The 18,429-nt window shown below is 57.6% G+C and carries 14 protein-coding genes; 7 read left to right on the forward strand and 7 right to left on the reverse strand.

Annotated features, from left to right (window positions below; all coding sequences use genetic code 11):
- Positions 1-15 precede the first annotated feature (15 nt).
- Both M1D91_RS22945 and M1D91_RS22950 read left to right on the forward strand, forming a co-directional pair.
- Complete coding sequence (locus M1D91_RS22945; RefSeq protein ID WP_437433301.1) at positions 16-1,401, forward strand: uracil-xanthine permease family protein; 1,386 nt, start codon at positions 16-18, stop codon at positions 1,399-1,401.
- A 129-nt stretch (positions 1,402-1,530) separates the two neighbouring features.
- Positions 1,531-3,234, forward strand: coding sequence for an AsmA family protein (locus M1D91_RS22950; protein WP_437433302.1), 1,704 nt, complete (start codon positions 1,531-1,533; stop codon positions 3,232-3,234).
- Between the two features lie 51 nt (positions 3,235-3,285).
- Here the strand turns inward: M1D91_RS22950 and M1D91_RS22955 are convergent, their stop codons facing one another.
- From M1D91_RS22955 to M1D91_RS22980, 6 genes are read right to left on the reverse strand one after another with little or no spacing between them, the layout of a single operon-like run.
- Positions 3,286-4,884: a regulator gene (locus M1D91_RS22955; RefSeq protein ID WP_437433303.1), complete on the reverse strand. Its 1,599-nt coding sequence runs from the start codon at positions 4,882-4,884 to the stop codon at positions 3,286-3,288.
- Positions 4,885-4,903: 19 nt separating this feature from the next.
- Positions 4,904-5,299, reverse strand: coding sequence for an allophanate hydrolase-related protein (locus M1D91_RS22960; protein WP_437433304.1), 396 nt, complete (start codon positions 5,297-5,299; stop codon positions 4,904-4,906).
- Positions 5,300-5,328: 29 nt separating this feature from the next.
- Positions 5,329-6,282 carry a carbamate kinase gene (locus tag M1D91_RS22965; RefSeq protein ID WP_437433305.1) on the reverse strand — a complete coding sequence of 318 codons (954 nt, stop codon included), beginning with the start codon at positions 6,280-6,282 and terminating at the stop codon, positions 5,329-5,331.
- A 2-nt stretch (positions 6,283-6,284) separates the two neighbouring features.
- Entirely contained in the window at positions 6,285-7,676 is a 1,392-nt protein-coding gene (locus M1D91_RS22970) for a YlbE family protein (protein ID WP_437433306.1), read from the reverse strand.
- 3 nt (positions 7,677-7,679) lie between these two features.
- Entirely contained in the window at positions 7,680-9,227 is a 1,548-nt protein-coding gene (fdrA, locus tag M1D91_RS22975) for an acyl-CoA synthetase FdrA (RefSeq protein WP_437433307.1), read from the reverse strand.
- 39 nt (positions 9,228-9,266) lie between these two features.
- Entirely contained in the window at positions 9,267-9,929 is a 663-nt protein-coding gene (locus tag M1D91_RS22980; protein ID WP_437433308.1) for a cysteine hydrolase family protein, read from the reverse strand.
- Positions 9,930-10,167: 238 nt separating this feature from the next.
- Here M1D91_RS22980 and M1D91_RS22985 point away from each other — a divergent pair, with 238 nt between their 5' ends.
- Positions 10,168-11,025 (forward strand): oxamate carbamoyltransferase subunit AllH family protein, encoded by an 858-nt coding sequence (locus M1D91_RS22985; RefSeq protein ID WP_437433309.1) that lies wholly within the window; start codon positions 10,168-10,170, stop codon positions 11,023-11,025.
- Here M1D91_RS22985 and M1D91_RS22990 read toward each other — a convergent pair.
- Positions 10,978-11,862 (reverse strand): LysR substrate-binding domain-containing protein, encoded by an 885-nt coding sequence (locus tag M1D91_RS22990; protein ID WP_437433310.1) that lies wholly within the window; start codon positions 11,860-11,862, stop codon positions 10,978-10,980. The genes M1D91_RS22985 and M1D91_RS22990 overlap by 48 nt on opposite strands.
- Positions 11,863-12,598: 736 nt before the next feature.
- Here M1D91_RS22990 and bcsO point away from each other — a divergent pair.
- Genes bcsO through bcsB form a run of 4 tightly spaced genes read left to right on the forward strand, consistent with a single transcriptional unit; the run spans position 12,599 to position 18,418 of the window.
- The gene (gene bcsO / locus M1D91_RS22995) at positions 12,599-13,207 is read left to right on the forward strand and encodes a cellulose biosynthesis protein BcsO (RefSeq protein WP_437433311.1); all 609 of its coding nucleotides are present in this window, start codon (positions 12,599-12,601) and stop codon (positions 13,205-13,207) included.
- Positions 13,198-14,001 (forward strand): cellulose biosynthesis protein BcsQ, encoded by an 804-nt coding sequence (bcsQ, locus tag M1D91_RS23000; RefSeq protein WP_437433312.1) that lies wholly within the window; start codon positions 13,198-13,200, stop codon positions 13,999-14,001. Before bcsO ends, bcsQ begins: the two co-directional genes overlap by 10 nt.
- Positions 14,002-14,018: 17 nt before the next feature.
- Complete coding sequence (gene bcsA / locus M1D91_RS23005; RefSeq protein WP_437433313.1) at positions 14,019-16,124, forward strand: UDP-forming cellulose synthase catalytic subunit; 2,106 nt, start codon at positions 14,019-14,021, stop codon at positions 16,122-16,124.
- Positions 16,121-18,418 carry a cellulose biosynthesis cyclic di-GMP-binding regulatory protein BcsB gene (gene bcsB, locus M1D91_RS23010; RefSeq protein ID WP_437433314.1) on the forward strand — a complete coding sequence of 766 codons (2,298 nt, stop codon included), beginning with the start codon at positions 16,121-16,123 and terminating at the stop codon, positions 18,416-18,418. Before bcsA ends, bcsB begins: the two co-directional genes overlap by 4 nt.
- The last annotated feature ends 11 nt before the right edge of the window (positions 18,419-18,429 follow it).

Genomic DNA, 18,429 nt, shown 5'->3' on the forward strand with positions numbered 1-18,429 from the left:
AGGGGATTGCTTGAGATGTCTGTTAACACCATCGAGTCCGAAAATGCGCAATCGGTTGCGCACTCCCAGCCCAGTGAACTGATCTATCGCCTTGAAGACCGCCCGCCCCTGGCGCAAACCCTTTTTGCCGCCCTGCAGCACCTGCTGGCAATGTTTGTCGGCGTGATCACGCCAGGTCTGCTGATTTGCCAGGCACTGGGTTTACCGGCTCAGGACACGCAGCACATCATCAGCATGTCCCTGTTCGCCTCCGGCGTGGCCTCCATTATCCAGATTAAAGCCTGGGGCCCGGTGGGTTCGGGTCTGTTATCGATTCAGGGGACCAGTTTTAACTTTGTCGCGCCGCTGATTATGGGCGGCACGGCGCTGAAGACCGGGGGAGCAGATGTCCCGACGATGATGGCCGCGCTGTTCGGCTCCCTGATGCTGGCAAGCTGCACCGAGATGGTCATCTCCCGTATTTTGCCTTTCGCCCGTCGCGTGATCACCCCGCTGGTCTCCGGGGTGGTAGTGATGATTATCGGTCTGTCGCTGATTCAGGTTGGCCTGACTTCCGTGGGTGGCGGCTTTGGCGCGATGGCAAACCATACCTTTGGCGCGCCCAAAAACCTGCTGCTGGCAGGTATCGTTCTTGCCATCATCATTCTGCTTAACCGCCAGCGTAACCCGTACCTGCGCATCGCTTCCCTGGTGATCGCGATGGCGGTCGGCTATGTCGTGGCCATGATGATGGGCATGCTGCCGGACTATGTTGCCCCGGCCGACACCTTTATGATCCCGACGCCGCTTTACTACGGTCTGAGCATCGACTGGAGTCTGCTGCTGCCGCTGATGCTGGTCTTTATGATCACCTCTCTGGAAACCATCGGCGACATCACCGCCACATCTGACGTCTCTGAGCAGCCGGTTTCCGGCCCGGTCTACATGAACCGCCTGAAAGGCGGTGTGCTGGCAAACGGGCTGAACTCTTTTGTTTCTGCGGTATTTAATACCTTCCCTAACTCCTGCTTCGGTCAGAACAACGGCGTTATTCAGCTGACCGGCGTTGCCAGCCGCTATGTAGGCTTCTTTGTCGCCGTGATGCTGATGGTGATGGGCCTCTTCCCGGCCGTGGCCGCTTTTGTGCAGCAGTTGCCTGAGCCGGTACTTGGTGGTGCGACCCTGGTGATGTTTGGAACGATCGCCGCTTCCGGCGTGCGCATCGTTTCCCGCGAACCGCTGAACCGCCGCGCCATTATGATTATCGCGCTGTCGCTGGCCGTGGGCCTTGGCGTCTCTCAGCAGCCGATGATTTTACAATTTGCTCCTGACTGGCTGAAAAACCTGCTCTCCTCCGGCATCGCCGCAGGGGGTATCACCGCCATCGTGCTGAACCTGGTATTCCCTGTCGATAAGCAGTAATTCCATCGCGGCAGCGGGTCACACCGCTGCCGCTGTCGCCCCGCTGTAACGCTCTTTCACTAATCGTACCTTGAGGATTGCGCACAAATCGTGCATAACTCCTGTATCGGTATTCGAGGATGGAAGATCATGAAATTTATTGGAAAGCTCCTTCTTTTCGTTGTTATCGTCCTGCTGATCGCAGTAGTTGCCTGCTATTTCCTGCTGAAAACGCAGTGGGGTGCAACCCAGGCCAGTAACTGGATTAACGAAAACAGTGACTATCACCTTACTTTCGATGCCATCGATCACGCGCTTTCTTCGCCGTCCCATGTCCGTTTACGCAATGTGAATTTTGGCCGCAAGGGCCAACCCGCGACGCTGGTCGCTAAAGGTGTCGACATCGGCCTGAGCAGCCGCCAGCTTACCGATCCGCTGCATACCGATACCATCCTGCTTCAGGATGGCACGCTGAATCTTTCGCCGGCTACCGCGCCTCTGCCCTTCCAGGCTGACCGCCTGCAACTGAGCAATATGGCCTTTAACAGCCCGGCGACCGGCTGGGATCTCAGCGCCCAGCGCGTGACGGGCGGCGTGAGTCCCTGGCAGCCGGTTGCCGGGAACGTGCTGGGAACGCAGGCGCAAATCCAGATGAGCGCGGGCTCCATGACCCTTAACGGCGTGCCCGCCAGCAACGTGTTGATACAGGGGAGCATTGATAAAGGCACGGTGACATTAACCACTCTCGGCGCAGACATGGCACGTGGTTCGCTCACCGGCAATGCGCGGCGTGACGCAAACGGCGGCTGGGTGGTGGATAACCTGCGTCTGAACGATATACGCCTGCAAAGCGACAAGTCGCTGACTGACTTTTTCGCCCCACTGACCACCCTGCCGTTGCTGCAAATCGGGCGACTGGACATCACCGATGCGCGCCTGCAAGGTCCCGCATGGGCCGTTACCGACCTTGATTTGAGTCTGCGTAACCTGACGCTTGCCAACGGTGACTGGCATACCGATGACGGTCAGTTGTCGATGAACGCCAACGAATTCATTTACGGCTCACTGCACTTCTTTGACCCCATTCTCAACGCCGATTTCACCCCGCAGGGCATCGCCGTTAAACAGTTCACCACCCGGTGGGAGAACGGCATGGTGCGCACCTCAGGCTACTGGGCGCGCAGTGGTAAAGCACTGGTGCTGAACGATGCGGCCATCGTCGGTCTGGAGTACACGCTGCCTGAGACCTGGAAACAGACCTGGATGGACAGGCTCCCTGACTGGCTGCACAGCGTTGAAGTGAAAAAACTGAGTGCCAGCCGTAATCTGGTCATCGACATCGATCCCACCTTCCCCTGGCAACTCACCGCCCTTGACGGCTACGGCGCAAACCTGATGCTGGCGCGGGATCGTCAGTGGGGCATCTGGAATGGCAACCTTAAGCTGAATGCCGCCGCTGCGACCTTTAACCGCGTGGACGTTCGCCGCCCGTCATTAGCGCTGAGCGCCAACAGCAGTACGGTTAATATCACTGAACTGAGCGCCTTTACCGGCAAAGGGCTGCTTGAAGCGACCGCGGTGGTGGGGCAAACGCCTGAGCGCAGCGTCAACCTCAGCCTTAACGGGCGCGGCGTACCCATGAACGTACTGCAGGAGTGGGGATGGCCGGTGTTACCGGTCAGCGGTGAGGGTAATTTGCAACTGACGGCCACCGGCCGGGTTCAGGCCGATGCCCCTCTCAAACCCACCGTGAACGGTGAGCTGTCGGCGGTAAATGCGCAACAGCAGCAGATCAGGCAGAGCATGCGCGGTGGTGTGGTGGCGGGCGCAGACGTCGCCGCGTCACAGCCGTAGACCAAAAAAAAGGTGCCATCCGGGGATGGCACCTGTGGTGTTGCTAAACCATCAGACCAGCGGCTCTTTGTCGTTATCAACAGGTGACCAGTCAAGTACGCCCTGCTCCCGCACCTGACGCCAGGCGAGGAACGTCAGCATCAGCGTGACCACCCCATAGGCAAAGGTGACCGTTGGCGAGGCGTTCACCGCCATCTGGTGGCCGTGAATAAAGCCGAAGAAGGAGAGCACCGTGGCCGCTGCGGCATAGACCGCCGCCCAGTTAAAACGTCGATCGATAATAAAGGCCGCAATCGCCCCCATCATCAGCCCCGCCAGCACCGCGCCGCCACCAGTGGTCGCCATGCCGTTATAGAGCACGCCGTTGTTGGCCATATTGCTCATCACTTCAGCCGGCAGATTGACGGTATTAGCCCCGGCCGCATTCAGCGCACCGTCCACCTGAGTTTTCGCCCATTCGGCGATGTTCGGCACTAATGCCAGCACAATAGCCGGGGCGTGGCGTTTTGGGGATACCTGGAACGCCTGTGCGCCGATCACAAGGCCGATGAACAGCAGGATAGGCACAATCGCCACCAGCGGAATGATCGACAGCAGCAGGGCGGTCAGGCCGAGGAAGCAGACAATCGCCATGCAGATGCCGGTCGCCAGCGAGTAGCCAATACGCCCGCCCATCGCTTTCCAGCCAGGATGACCGATATAGACCGCAGGCGGGAACGGTGAGCCGAGCAGTGCGCCCACAATCGCCCCAACACCATCTGCCGCCAGCACCGCACGCAGGTTATAGCTGTCGCCGCCCACGGCTGCCGACTCGACGTTGTTGAGGATTTCGGTGAAGTTGAAGATGCCCAGAGGGATTGCGGTGACCAGCAGCGGCCAGACCAGCTCAGAGGGCACGCTGAACACATCGCCCGTCAGCGACGGCAGATGCAGCGCAAAATTGCCCGCCGCCTCTTTAACCGCCGCCGGATTCATGATGTCGCTGAAACCTAAGAAGGTCGCGCCCCAGCCCAGCACGCACCCGACAATAACCACCGCCAGCCCGCCCGGCAGGCCAAACGGCAGACGCACATTACCGACCCAGTTGAGCAGAATAATGGCAAAGCAGATGACCCCAATCCACGCGGTATCAAACATCTGGTAAGCAGGGCGCATGGCGATGAATGCAATGGCAATACCGGCCAGCGTCCCCAGCATGGCGGCACGCGGGGTGTATTTACGGATAGTCGGACCGACCACCACACCGAGCAGGACAATAACGCCCACGATCATCGCCCAGATAAGCCCAAGCTTCCACGCCAGCATCCAGTCTTTATGGATGAGCAGTGTGGGCAGCATCACCACAAACACCACGATAAACATATGCGGCACGCTGGGACCATACGGCAGGGCGGTCACATTATTGCGACCCTCACGCCGGGCCAGTCGCCAGGCAAGCCAGGCGTAGAAGAGGTTTCCAAGGGGAAGGGCAATGCCCAGGGCGGGCAGGATACGGCCATAAACGGTGGTCGCCGGAATTTGCGCGACGTACAACGCCAGCCCGGAGAGGACCAGCACATTCAATAAGACATTGGTGAACAGACCAAAAAAAGCGTTTAAATCGCCCGCGACCCAGAGCTGTGGTCGGAAAGCGGTGTTTCCTTGCGCCATGATCCTACTCCTGACGTTATTACTCAGTCATATAGTGGCCGGTATACGCTCTCCAGCCTCCCAGGGTGGTTATCTCTTTTTGCCCTTCCACCAGCCAGGGTTCGGCCAGTACGCCAAGGACTTCGCTACCGTCACGCAACTCCACTTTGCCGATACACAACCCGGCAGGCTCTTTTTGTAAAATCTCGCCAAGTCCCGCAGGCGGAACGGCCCAAATCTCCAGCGCAATCGGCCCACCGTCCCCGGGGGTACGGATCATGCCAGGATGATTATCGTTGATGGTCCAACAGCGGTAGCAGGCGGCGGTAGTGTCTTCCCTGATAAAGTCAGCCTGTGCAGCAATCATATTCGGATTGAGCACAAGGCCACGCATTAATGTGCCATTTACTGCGAGTAAGATCTTGTTATTTATCATAGTATTTTGCTCTGAATAGACTGCCTGTACTAGCACGTAAAACGGGTTCCGCCCTCGCCACGCAGCGCACGAGCAATACCCTGCGGCGTGGTGATAAGTCCGATGCCCTGCGGTTGACCACGCAGATAGGTCAGCATCGCCTCAACCTTCGGGGCCATGCTGCCTGCGCCAAACTCACGACTCTGTAGCAAGGTTTCGGCTTCGCTGAGGGAAAGCTGGCTAAGCCAGCGCTGCTGCGGCGTACCAAAATCAACCGCCACCTGATCAACCCCGGTCGGAATAAGCAGCATCTGCGCGCCCAGTTCACAGGCGAGCAGCGCCGAAGCTCTGTCTTTATCGATGACGGCCTGCGCGGCAACCAGACTGCCGTCGCTGTCGCGCCAGACAGGGATGCCGCCGCCACCGCAGGCGATGACCAGGACATTTTGTTCAAGAAGGGTACGAATAATGGGGGTTTCGATAACGTCCAGCGGTGCGGGAGAAGCCACCACACGTCGCCAGCCACGCCCGGCGTCTTCACTAATCTGCCAGCCCTGCGTGCTGGCAAGACGGGTCGCCGTCTCATGATCCATGTGCGCGCCGATGGGTTTATCTGGCTTCGCAAACGCCGGATCGTTGGGGTCAATGCGCGTCCGGGTCACCAGCGCAACCACGCTTACCTCCGCCAGCCCCCGCGCGGCCAGCGCATTGCCTAAGGCGTTCTGGAACATAAAGCCCATCGCCCCCTGCGTATCTCCCACCGCGTATTCCAGCGGCACGGTCGGGGCGGCCTCTTTCGCCACTTCGCTGCGCCGCAGAATGAACCCCACCTGCGGTCCATTGCCATGCGTCAGGACAACACGCCAGCCCTCAGCAATCAGCTCCACCACATGCGTGGCGGTCTCCTTTACGGCTTCATACTGCTGCTCAAGGGCGTTTTCACCCGGCGAGCGAATAAGCGCGTTGCCGCCGACGGCGACGACAGCGATGCGGCGTCCAGACATGGTTATCCCCCTTCGGAGAGCGCGGTCAGTCCAGCAATGAAACAGGCCAGCGGTGCGGTGGTAATGCCCGCACCAATTTGTCCAACCCCGGCCAGCCTGTGGGCAATGCCGGTGTTGATGATAGGAAGAATGTTACTGTCCACGACGCGACGGGCGTCAATTCCGCAGCCGCTACCAACAAAATTCAGCGCAGGCAGCGTAAACGCTGGCTGTGTGGTCAGCGTAATTTCATGCATCGCCTGGCTGTGCCGCACCGCATCGGCCGGGGTGCCGCCAACAAACTTCACAATGGCAGGCGATGCCGCCATCGCAAAACCACCGATACCTGCGGTTTCGGTAATCGCAGAGTCGCCTAAATCCGCAGCCGCATCGCTGACGCCAAAGCCGGGGAAGAAGAGACCGTTGACCGGGTTAGCCGGTGCCTGGAACCAGCGGTCGCCGGTCCCGGAGAGGCGAATCCCGAAGTTCACCCCATTGCGCGCCATCACCGTCACCATTGAGCTGTGCGGGACGTTGCTTGCAGCATCCAGCATCGACTTACAGGCGGCCATTGAGAGATTAAGAAAGAAGTGGTCGTTAGCGGCAATAAACTCCAGCACCTCCGGCCCGTGCGCAATGCGCGCGAGATCGGGAGCAAGGCGGCGGAACAGCAGACCGCTCGCCGCCACATTACGGTTGTGGCACTCGTCGCCCATGTGCAGCGCCTGAGCAATAAGCGGCTTAAGTTCAATGTTGCCGCTCATCGCCAGCGCCTGTTTAAGCGTCGGAGCAAGGACGTCAGCCATCCAGCGCAGGCGGTTGAGCACATCTTCGTGGTTAGCGCCAAAGCGCAGCACTTTGCCCAGGCCTTCGTTGAAGTTGCAATAAGCGCGATTACCGTGAGTCTTGTTTTCGACCACCCACACCGGCATCGACGGGCTGATAATGCCCGCCATGGGTCCGGTCGCGTGATAATGGTGACAGGGCTCCAGCGCGACTTCGCTGTTTGCGGCCATCAGCATGGCCTGCTCAACGCTGTCGGCCCAGCCTTCCAGCACAATGGCACCGGCAATCGCGCCCTGCATCGGGCCGCACATATCCGCCCATGCGATGGGCGGACCGGCATGAAGAATTTTACGCGCTGTCGCCAGCGCAGGAATGGCGTCCCGGGCGGTGGTGATGTCCACCAGCACCGGTTGCGCATCCAGGTAACGCTGAAGCGCAATTTCATTGGCAGCATCGACCCGCGTATCGGCGGTCAGTGTCGCCAGCATCCAGTTAGCCTTTTCGTCCCCTTCAGCTGCCGGCTGCCATTGCAGATGCAAAACGTCCCCACCGGCATCACGCAGATTATCGGCGAAGCTCTCCAGACCGAGATTGATAACGCTAAGTGGTTGTTGAAATAACGACGTCATACTCTATTTCCGTTGTTGTGCGACAAATGCCGCCAGCCGTGCAGCCTCGATATTACTCTCAGCCACCAGTACACCCGCCTGATGCAGACGTGCAATTTGCTGCTGACGATTCTGGGGATCGTCTTCAGTGCCACAAACATGTGCGATCAGTAAAAGTGTTCGCTGCTGCCGGGCAGCCTCCTGCTGCAGGGTGTCCAGTACCGGCAGCAGCCTGGCGCACGGATCGGCGCTGGCACCGTAGCCCAGGACAATATCGAACAGCAGGACAGCCGTTGCGGGGTCGCGCCCTTCGGAAAGCAGGCGCGCGTTGCGTAGGGTGGGATCTATCATCGGATGCGGTCGGCCCTGCGTGAATTCGTCGGCACCCATATCAACCAGACTGTGTCCGTTACCCTGCCCGGGATTTCGCAACGGCTCAGCGCCCTGAACAGGCGCATTAGATTCACAGGTGAGGCCAGCCGCCAGCAGGGCGAGTTGTGCTTCGTAACAGAATGTGCCACCGGCGAAAACGCCGCGAATGTCTTTTTGTACTGCCGCCATCGTCCCGATTCTGGTGCGGGCTTCGGCGAGGAGGGATTCCCTGGTATTGGACTCCTGAGGCGCTTTTTTGCCCTCTGACGTGGCTACCGCGACTTCAGCTGCATGGAGCAGGCTGCGTGCGGGGATAACGCCTTCATATTCTAAGCTGTGGTCTTCGGCGCCGAGAAAATGGACGACAACCGGTTTGCCACTCTGGCGCGCGCTGGCCAGTACTTTTTGCATAATCCCTGGTGCGGGCGGTTTTGAAATAAGAACAATAAGGGTAGTGTCTGGATCCTCGGCGAGCATACGTATTCCCTGAATCATGCTCAGGCCGCCGATAGCCTCATGTAAATCTCGTCCGCCCGTGCCGATAGCCTGCGACACGCCCGCGCCGAGATGGTGAATATGACAGCTTACTTCCTGTAAACCGGTGCCGGAGGCAGCCACCAGGCCTATTGACCCGCGCCGCACCACGTTGGCAAAGCCAAGCGGCATACCGTTAATAATTGCAGTACCGCAGTCCGGCCCCATGACCAGCAGTTCATGCTGGCTGGCATAACGTTTAATCGCCGCTTCCTGCTCTTCGGGGACATTGTCGCTAAATAGCATCACGTGGAGGCCCTGGCTCAACGCTTTCAGGGCTTCTGCCGCCGCGTAACGCCCCGGCACCGAAATCAGGGCGAAGTTGGCCTGCATTTCATCGTGCACTCCCATAGCAATACTGACCGCCGGGCGGTGCACGTCATTCGATGTTTCCTGCGTTGTCGATGGCCGCAGCAACGAGGCGGCAAGTTCCAGCGCTTGCGCCGCCGTCTCATCTGTCGCGTCGAGCGCGATCAACAGATCGTTGGGCCGCGCCTCAAGGGTGATCTCCAGACCCGCATCGCGCATACGCTCGAGATTGGCGGGGGTGGCCATCGCCACCGAAGCCTGCTCAACGCCATCCAGGGCATTCAGTCGGGCGGAGATCTGCATAAGGGAAACGGAGTCCTTATACAGATTCGGGAAACATTGGTAATGCAGTGCCATCTTAACTCCTCGAACGAAAGCCTTATGTCCGGCGTCACGTCATGGGCGTAGCGCCGAAATGACCGCCGCTGAATCGCTTACCCAGCCAACAATGGCCCCCTGGGCTTTGATCATCTCCAGCGCCGCTTTGTGAAATTCCGGGAAATAGGAGGCGCAGCAATCTTCCGGGATGACCAGCTCATACCCGCGATCGTTCGCTTCACGCGCCGTGCTCTGGACGCACACTTCCGTGGTAACGCCGCAGATAATCAGAGAGGTAATACGGTGAGATTGCAGAATGATATGCAGATCGGTGGCATAGAATGCCCCTTTCCCCGGTTTATCAATAACCGGCTCGCCCGGCAGGGGTGCCAGCTCCGGGATAATGTCGTGGCCTTTCTGGCCGCGGACGAGAATGCGGCCCATCGGGCCCTGCTCGCCAATAAAGGTTTTTCCACCACGGGTTCGTTTTGCAGGCAGGCAATCGCTGAGGTCATCCCGGTGACCTTCACGGGTATGGATGACCAGCAGGCCTGCTTCACGCGCACTTTTTAACAATGCGGCACAAGGTTCAATCGCCCGACGAACAAGAGAGACGTCATTGCCGAGGGCTTCACCAAATCCGCCGCTTTCGACAAAGTCACGCTGCATATCAATGACCACCAGCGCGGTGGTGTTCGGGTCAAACTGAAAGTCAAAAGGTTGTGCTTTAATCGTGCGCATAACGTTCCCTTGTTGATGTTGACTTAAGTGGAGTGTACGGAGTGATAAAGGTATGTGCGCAAAAAGGTTTTCTGTCTCAGCCTCAAAAAAAATGAGCCACCGTTGCGCAGTGAACGACCATAATGGGTAAATCCTGTACTGCCGCGTCTTTTCCTGCATGACGTGCAGATGCGGCAAAATATGCCCGTGAAAAATAAACGGGCAACATTGTGATCTTAAACGGATACCAGAAATCACTGTGACCACATTACCGGATCCTCAGGCAGCATATCACTGCGATTCGCTGCGATTAACCGCTCCGTTTGCATTCGGGTTGCGCGTGCACTCCCTCTTTCAGCGCGCCTGTAATTTGCAAACCACCCGGGGCGACCTGTGGGTAATTCAGACGCAGGGAATGCCGCTGGCACCGGCAGGCATCCTTATTAACCGCCATGACCTGCAACCGCTGTTTCGCGTGGGCGAGCGCCTTTATCTGGACGATGCGGGCAATCTGCGTGGCGAGAAGATAAAAATGCTGCTGAATAACAGCGTGATGCGCTCAACACGACTTTCTGCCCATTCCGACGGCCCTGCCTGCGCGCAACTGGCGAGGCACATTGCGGCCTTTTTCGCCCGCCAGCCCGCGAAGGGTATCCGCCTGGCACTGACCGCTGACAACACACTGATGGCTGCCCACGCGGCCCTCATCCACTGGCTGCGCAGCAGAGAGGGTAACCTTCACGCCATCCTCACTACCTTTATTGGCAGAGGTGAAGGGCTAACACCGGCGGGAGATGATTTTCTGCTGGGGGTGCTGCTGGTCCTGGCGTGGGCTGAGAAACCTGAAGCTCTACCGTTCAGGGATGCCCTGCCTGGTTTACTCACCCGCACCACCGATATCAGCCGGGCGATGCTGGCACAGGCGTGCCAGGGGCACTACGGCGAACAACTGCTCGGACTGACCCAGGGTAATGCGCAGACCTGGCCTGGCCTGGTGGCTAAGGTGGCGGATTATGGTCACTCCTCTGGTCACGATATGCTGGCCGGCATGCTGACGGCCGCGCAGATTTCAGGCGAGAGGGGTGAAAAAACCCCGCTGCACGTCGGGTCGTTTTAACTGCTGTAACCACCAGTTATAACAGGGGCGCGAAGGCCGGTTCTGCCAGGCCAGAAACAGCGGCGTCGCCTGTTTACTCTCCTCAACATGCAACAGCGCCAGCTGCCCGTCATTAATATAATGCTGGCAGAAATGTCGCGGCAAAAAGCCGATGCCCAGGCCGTTCAGGTGCATGGCAATTTTCGTGCGATAGTCAGGGGCCACAATCGCTTTTTGCCCCCGCAGTTGCCAGGCCACTTTGGGTTCCAGCTTGACGGAAGTGTCATGGATACAGACAGCAGGATAACGTCGCAGGTCATCGGCACGCAGTGGACGATTGAGGGCGGTCAGAGGATGCTGCGGGCATATCGCAAATAACCAGTCGACTGTCGGCATCTCAAGGCAGCAGATCTCACCGGGCAGCGCCACCTGGTTAGGTGCGCCAATGGCAATATCGGCGCGCTTTTCCAGCAAGGCGTCCCAGACACCGTCATGCACATCAATGGAAATATGAATTTCTGTTTGTGGAAAATGACGTTCACTTTCCCCCAACAGGGGATAAAGCGGTTTAAGGCTGACAATATTATTCAGCGTAATATTGAGACGCGTCTCAACCCCTGCGGCAATTCGCTGCGTGGCAAACTGGAGTTCATCCAGCTCACTGAGAATAAGCTGCCCTTTTTTAATGAAATAGTTTCCGGCCTCGGTCAGCTCCAGCTGTTTTCCCAGTCGTTTAAATAACTTAAGACCGAGTTCGCTCTCAAGCTTGTGCACCGTGTAGCTCAACGCAGTCGGGACTTTGTGCAGCTCTTCTGCCGCAGCAGCGAAACTGCCACAGCGTGCAATGGTGATAATCACATTCACTGCCTGTGCACTGATCAACGTGCCGTCTCCCCTGCCTGAAAGCGTTTTGGTACTGTTTACCGCATAACGCAGGTGCAAACCAGCGTAGTGTGAGGATCCGCATTCAATCCTGCTAATAAAGGTGGTAATGCCCATCCAGGAATTAATCACCCAGGGAAAGTGCTTACGCAGGATTAACGAAAAAAACCTATTTCCATATATTTCAGCGCGTAATAAAAAATTAAATAGCCCACAATTTATTCTGGAGTTTTATGCTTCATCCCTTACTTAAGACGGTTTTTTACACTGCTTATACGGCCTGGATAAATGCCCGCTTCAATCACCATTCTGGGTTATTGATATTTAATACTTTAATGATTTCTACGTTAAAAAAAGATAGCATGTGTATAGCTGAAGTTTATATATTTGCTGAAAATAAAGCGCGTGTTAGCAAAGCTGTAATTTAAACCCTCAATAATTTACGTTGCATCGCAGCGGTCGGCGACTGACTCCCCATGAACATTGATAACTCTCTGACTGGGTCAATAAGCGCAGCCCGCGATAAACCACATGCAGCAGGACGGGGGAGCCACGTGATAATAAGGCGAATGCGTAATAGCCGTAGCATTGCATTGCATCGTACCCCTACAACTGGCGCACTGCCAACATAACGCATGTCTCTGCCTGTGCCTGGTTTTCAGGATAACATCGGTAGTGGGTACTAATTATTATGTAAATCATGAGTATAACGATGAATCACTATGATGATTTGCAGAGGTTTAAGGATAAGACCCGCAACCAGCAGTATGATTTCAAGGATTTGTCTGCACAAAATACGTCGCAAGAGAAGGGTAGCTGGGCGCTTATCAATCAGCTTTCACCCGTATCCGAGGAGAACAAACTGGCTATGGGCGGCCACGTATCGCTGCCACAACCTCAGCCAGTGACCCCCGCCCTCTTCACATCTCAGAGCAACCAGCCCGTGGCTGCGCACCCTGAAACCGTGGCTGAGCCGCACGCAGAGGTTACCCCGACCTCCGCGACCTCTATCCTGCGCGATGTGGCGCAACAACTCTCATCTGCGCAGGGCGCTGTCGCCGCACCGACGCAGACAACCGCTGCGGTAACACCCGCCCCGGATACGCCTGAAGCCTCAACACCTGACCTTGCTGCACCCGTGCCGCCGGAGCCTGCCCGGGCTACCCCCGTGCAACCCGCGCCCGCTCAGGTGGCATACGCACGGCCCGCGCCTGCCAGCTACGCCCGGCTGTTTGCGCCCAAACCGGCAGAGTCGAAGCCGGCAACAGAAAAAAACCAGCCATTACACACTTTGTTAGAAAGGATCGCTTCATGCCGTTGATTTGTGTTTGTTCGCCAAAGGGGGGTGTCGGGAAAACGACCCTGACGGCAAATCTGGCTTATGCACTGGCGCGGTCAGGTAGTAAAGTCCTTGCCCTGGATTTTGACGTGCAGAATGCGTTGCGCCTGCATTTTGGTGTTCCCCTCTCCGATGGCCGCGGCTATGTCGCAAAAGCCACAGAATCCTCAGACTGGAGCCAGTTTGTCCTCACCGCTGGCGGCAATATTTTTGTCCTTCCGTATGGTGAGGTCACCGAAGAGCAGCGCCTGCAGTTTGAAGAGCGTTTGGCCCACGACGAACACTTTCTGGTTCGTGGCCTGAACACCTTACTGAATTACCCCGGCCTGGTTATCGTTGCCGACTTCCCTCCCGGCCCATCGGCGGCCCTGAAAGCGATGTCACGTCTGGCCGATCTGCACCTGGTTATCCTTCAGGCCGATACGGCCTCCCTCTCTATGCTGCCGCACGTGGAAAACAATCGTCTGACCGGCGATGTGCTGAACCGGAAAGCAGGCCATTACTTTGTGCTGAATCAGAGCGACAACCGCCGCCAGATTAGCCGTGATGTCACCGCCTTCATGGAAGAGAAGCTAGGGAATCAGCTTTTGGGCGTCATCCATCGCGATGAAAGTGTCCAGGAAGCGAACGCCTCTCAGCAGTCCATTTTTGATTTCAGTCCTGCCTCCGCCGCCGCATTTGATATTGAACTCATTGCGAAACGGGTCGCCGGGATTGTAGGCGTCCATATCGGAGACGGCACGGTTCATAGCAAACCGACGATGTCTGGCTTCTAATTCGCGCAGGGCAACACATGAAAAAGTTCCTCTACCTTTTGCTGGTGCTGGCAATGCTCCCGATTGCCGTGCTGGTCGTCATCACGCCGATGGACAGCCAAAAGCAGTATATTTTTGGCCTGCTCAGTATCGGCATTTTGTTTTTAATGGGTATGGTCAGTAAAAAGCGCAGCGTCTCCGTGATTATGGTGGTGATGTCGGTACTGTTATCAACCCGTTACATGTACTTCCGGCTGACGCAAACGCTGCACTTTAACTCCGAGATAGAAACCATTCTTGGTATGGGGTTATTCCTCGCGGAAGTTTACGTCTGGATAATGCTGCTGCTGAGTTATTTGCAGACGATCTGGCCGCTCAAGCGTGGCATCGTTCCTCTGCCGGACGACATGAGCCAGTGGCCGACGGTTGACGTTTACATCCCGACCTATAACGAACCGCTGGACGTGGTGCGTGATACGGTGCTGGCGGCGCAGTGTATTGATTACCCGCGCGATAAGATGAACATCTACCTGCTGGATGATGGCAAACGTCGTGAGTTTGCGGTCTTTGCCGCCGATGTCGGCGTCGGTTACATCACGCGTAACGACAACAACCACGCCAAGGCCGGTAACCTTAACCATGCCATGAAGCTGACGCAGGGCGAGCTGATTACCGTGTTCGACTGCGATCACGTGGCGACACGCATCTTCCTGCAGGCCACCGTCGGCGGCTTCCTGAAAGACCCGAAGCTGGCGCTGGTACAGACACCGCACTACTTCTATTCACCGGACCCGTTTGAACGTAACCTCTCCGTTGGACGCAACATCCCCAACGAAGGCTCTCTCTTCTACGGCCCGATTCAGCAGGGTAACGACAACTGGAATGCCACCTTCTTCTGCGGCTCCTGTGCGGTGATTCGCCGTAGCGCGCTGGAAGAGATTGGTGGCTTTGCCGTTGAAACCGTCACCGAAGATGCCCACACCGCACTGAAGCTGCAGCGTCGTGGCTGGGGTTCCGCGTTCCTTGATATCCCTCTGGCTGCCGGTCTGGCGACCGAACGTCTGGTGCTGCACGTGATTCAGCGTACCCGCTGGGCGCGCGGCATGACGCAGATTTTCCGTCTTGATAACCCGCTGTTTGGCCGCGGGCTGACGATTCAACAGCGCCTCTGCTACCTGAGCGCCATGCTCTATTATCAGTTTGCCCTGCCGCGTATCGCGTTTCTGACCGCACCGCTGGCCTACCTGCTGTTCAACCTGAACATCATTCACTCCTCGGCGAATCTGATTTTCGCCTACGCGCTGCCGCATCTGTTCCTCGCGATTTATGTGAACTCAAGGATGAACGGACGTCATCGCTACAGCTTCTGGGGTGAGATTTATGACCTGGTGCTGGCCTTCCACATTGTGCTACCGACCGTGGTGACCATGATTTTCCCGAAGCGCGGCAAGTTCAACGTTACGGATAAAGGCGCGCTGCTGGACGTGGGTTACTTCGACTTCAGCGTAGTACGTCCGCATCTGATTATCGCCCTCCTGCTGGGTGCCGGGGTGATTGCGGGCATCGTGCGCGCCTTTGCCCATGACTATTTTGGCGTTGACCCGCGCGTTATCGCCCTTAACGTCGGCTGGGGTTTATACAGCCTGATCTTCCTGCTGGCCGCCATTGCGGTGGCACGTGAAACCCGCCAGACGCGCAAAACGATTCGTGTCGATGCGGCGATCCCGGTGCTGCTGCACCATGCCAGCGGCATCGTGTCACGCAGCGTTACCGCCGATCTGTCGATGGGTGGCTGCCGTATCGTGGCTCCGGATGAGCGCCACTTTAAGGATGAGATTGAAGAGATTGAGCTGCTGCTTCAGTCCGGTGCGATCAATATCCCGGTCAAAACCATTGCCAGCGATGACGAGTTTATCCGCCTGATGTTCGACGATATTCCGCTTTCGCGCCGCCGCGAGCTGGTGCGCGTTGTACTCTCCCGTGCTGACGCCTGGATTAATCCACCCAAGCCACAGGACAACCCCTTCCGCTCGCTGGGCACCATCATGCGTTGTGTGTTTGATCTCTTCTGGTTGACCTGGAAAAGCCGCCGGGAAAACCGTCGGTTACGTGCGCAGGCCGCAGCGCGGGAGGAGAATGCATGAAGCATTTAACTACTCTGGCCCTGCTGGTCGGGGCGTTGTTTATCGCGCCAACCTACGGCGAAGAGACGTCTATTGAGTCCCTGTTACGCCTCAACGAACCGGCACCCACGGCGCCTGCGGCGCTCTCCCAGACCGCGCCGGTGTTTGTTCCTTCGGTGGTTAACAGCATCAGCATTGCGCAGATGGGTTTCCCACAAGGCATTTCGCTAAGTGGCGGGCAATTTCAGGGCGGCGCGGCCTTTACGCTGCCTGTTGATCAGGTCATCACGACCGCACGTCTGGCATTGACCCTGAAAATATCGCCGGCGATGGCCACCCGCAACGCCAGTATGCAGCTGATGCTCAACGGGCAGCCGCTGGGCACCGTTCCGCTGACCGCCGCCGACAGCGACACTGCGAGCTATCAGCTGGATATTCCCGCCGCGCTGCTGGTCTCCAGCAACAGCCTGAGCTTCAAGGTGAACGATGGCGATGCCATGCAGTGCCAGCGTGATCTGACGGATAAGTATCGCGTCACTATCATGCCGGATTCGCATTTTGAACTGGAAGGCCAGCAGCTGGATATTGGCTCAGATCTCAGCCACTTCCCGCGCCCCTTCTTTGACAGCATGCAGATGACCCCGGCGGCAATCGCGATGGCCTTCCCTGCCACCCTCAGCCCGGATGGCATCAGCGCAGGTGCACTGATTTCGTCGTGGATGGGGATTCAGGCCGACTACCGTGGCGTGGCCTTTGCGGCCTATCACGACCGTCTGCCGGAGAAAAATGGCATCCTGATTGGCCATCCTGGCGATCAGATTGGCGGACTTACCCTCCCGCAAACCGCCCGACCGCTGCTGAAAATCGTCGATAACCCGGCGAACCCGGTTTATAAGCTGCTGCTGGTGGTGGGCAAGGATGAGGGCGAATTGCGTACCGCCGCCTGGCGCTTAACGCGTGGTAACTTTGCGTTGCAAACGCCGTCTGAAGAGGTCAGCGCACAAACGATCCCGGAGAGCAAGCCCTACGATGCCCCGCGCTGGATCCCCACCGATCGTCCGGTGAAGCTCTCTGAACTGATCCGCAAGGATCAAAGTCTCACCACCACCGGCCTCTGGCATGATGCGCTGCGCGTGGCGTTCCGTGCGGCCCCGGACCTGTTTCTGTGGGACGGCGAAACCATTCCGCTGCACATCGGTTACCGCTTCCCGACCGAAAGCTGGATTGATGAAGACCGCTCCTGGTTAAGCATGACCATGAACGACACCTTCCTGCACAACCTGCCGGTGAACAAGCAGGGAGCGCTGGAAACGCTGTGGCACAAACTCGGTGGCGATGCGCGACAGGAGAAGTTCGACATGCCACTGGAGCCGTACATGATTTACGGCGACAATCAGCTGTCGCTCTACTTTAATATTCAGCCGAAGGCGAGCGCGCCGTGCAGTGTGCTGCTGAACAACAACATTAAGAGCCGCATCGAAGAAGATTCGTGGATTGATCTGAGCAACACCCGCCACTTCGCGCTGCTACCCAACCTCTCCTATTTCGTGGGCGCCTCATTCCCGTTCACGCGAAATGCCGATTTTTCAGAAACGGTACTGATGCTACCCGCCCAGCCGACCGAGACGCAGATCGCCACGCTGCTGGATATGGCGGCACGCTCCGGTAATGCGACCGGCACGGCGCTTGGCCATAACCGCGTTCTGTTGGGTATCCCTACCGCAGGCGCTGGCCCTGAACTGCTCAAAGAGCGTGATGTGCTGGCGGTAAGCGGGTTGAATCAGCATGACTTCAACAGCGCCCTCCTCACTGACTCGCCGTTTGTGCTGCACGACAGCACGCTGGGCGTGCGTGAACTCACCACCTGGCAGCGGGTTAAGCGCTGGGTCGCGGGCGACTGGAGCTCTGACGGACTGGAAGCGGACCGCTACTTCTCCTCTAACGAGGCGTGGCGCGGGTTTGTCAGCTTCCCGTCACCCTGGAATGACGCCCGTCTGGTGGTGCTGGCGCTCGGTAGTAATGACGAGCAGCTGTCCCGGCTGCACGGCGATTTAACCTCGGCGCGGATCAACGCCGGTATTCGTGGTGATGCGGCTGTTATTACCAATGAAAATGGCGTGCGTAGCTTCCGCGTGGGTGAACAATCGCCACGCGGCGAAATGCCCGCCCAGATGATGATTATCTGGTATGCGAACCAGCACTCCGCCATGCTCGCCATCCTTGGCCTGGCATTTGGCTGCATTGGTGGCCTGTCGCTGTATGTCTGGCTCAGAAACCGGGCGAAAAAACGCCTGGATCTGGATAAACGCAACTAAGAGGGTGATAA

This window comes from Enterobacter sp. SA197 (assembly GCF_054131575.1).

Coding starts and splice junctions, on each gene's coding strand:
- M1D91_RS22945 (WP_437433301.1), top strand. CDS start 16: ATGTCTGTTAACACCATCGAGTCCGAAAATGCGCAATCGGTTGCGCAC.
- M1D91_RS22950 (WP_437433302.1), top strand. CDS start 1,531: ATGAAATTTATTGGAAAGCTCCTTCTTTTCGTTGTTATCGTCCTGCTG.
- M1D91_RS22955 (WP_437433303.1), bottom strand. CDS start 4,884: ATGGCGCAAGGAAACACCGCTTTCCGACCACAGCTCTGGGTCGCGGGC.
- M1D91_RS22960 (WP_437433304.1), bottom strand. CDS start 5,299: ATGATAAATAACAAGATCTTACTCGCAGTAAATGGCACATTAATGCGT.
- M1D91_RS22965 (WP_437433305.1), bottom strand. CDS start 6,282: ATGTCTGGACGCCGCATCGCTGTCGTCGCCGTCGGCGGCAACGCGCTT.
- M1D91_RS22970 (WP_437433306.1), bottom strand. CDS start 7,676: ATGACGTCGTTATTTCAACAACCACTTAGCGTTATCAATCTCGGTCTG.
- fdrA (WP_437433307.1), bottom strand. CDS start 9,227: ATGGCACTGCATTACCAATGTTTCCCGAATCTGTATAAGGACTCCGTT.
- M1D91_RS22980 (WP_437433308.1), bottom strand. CDS start 9,929: ATGCGCACGATTAAAGCACAACCTTTTGACTTTCAGTTTGACCCGAAC.
- bcsO (WP_437433311.1), top strand. CDS start 12,599: ATGAATCACTATGATGATTTGCAGAGGTTTAAGGATAAGACCCGCAAC.
- bcsQ (WP_437433312.1), top strand. CDS start 13,198: ATGCCGTTGATTTGTGTTTGTTCGCCAAAGGGGGGTGTCGGGAAAACG.
- bcsA (WP_437433313.1), top strand. CDS start 14,019: ATGAAAAAGTTCCTCTACCTTTTGCTGGTGCTGGCAATGCTCCCGATT.
- bcsB (WP_437433314.1), top strand. CDS start 16,121: ATGAAGCATTTAACTACTCTGGCCCTGCTGGTCGGGGCGTTGTTTATC.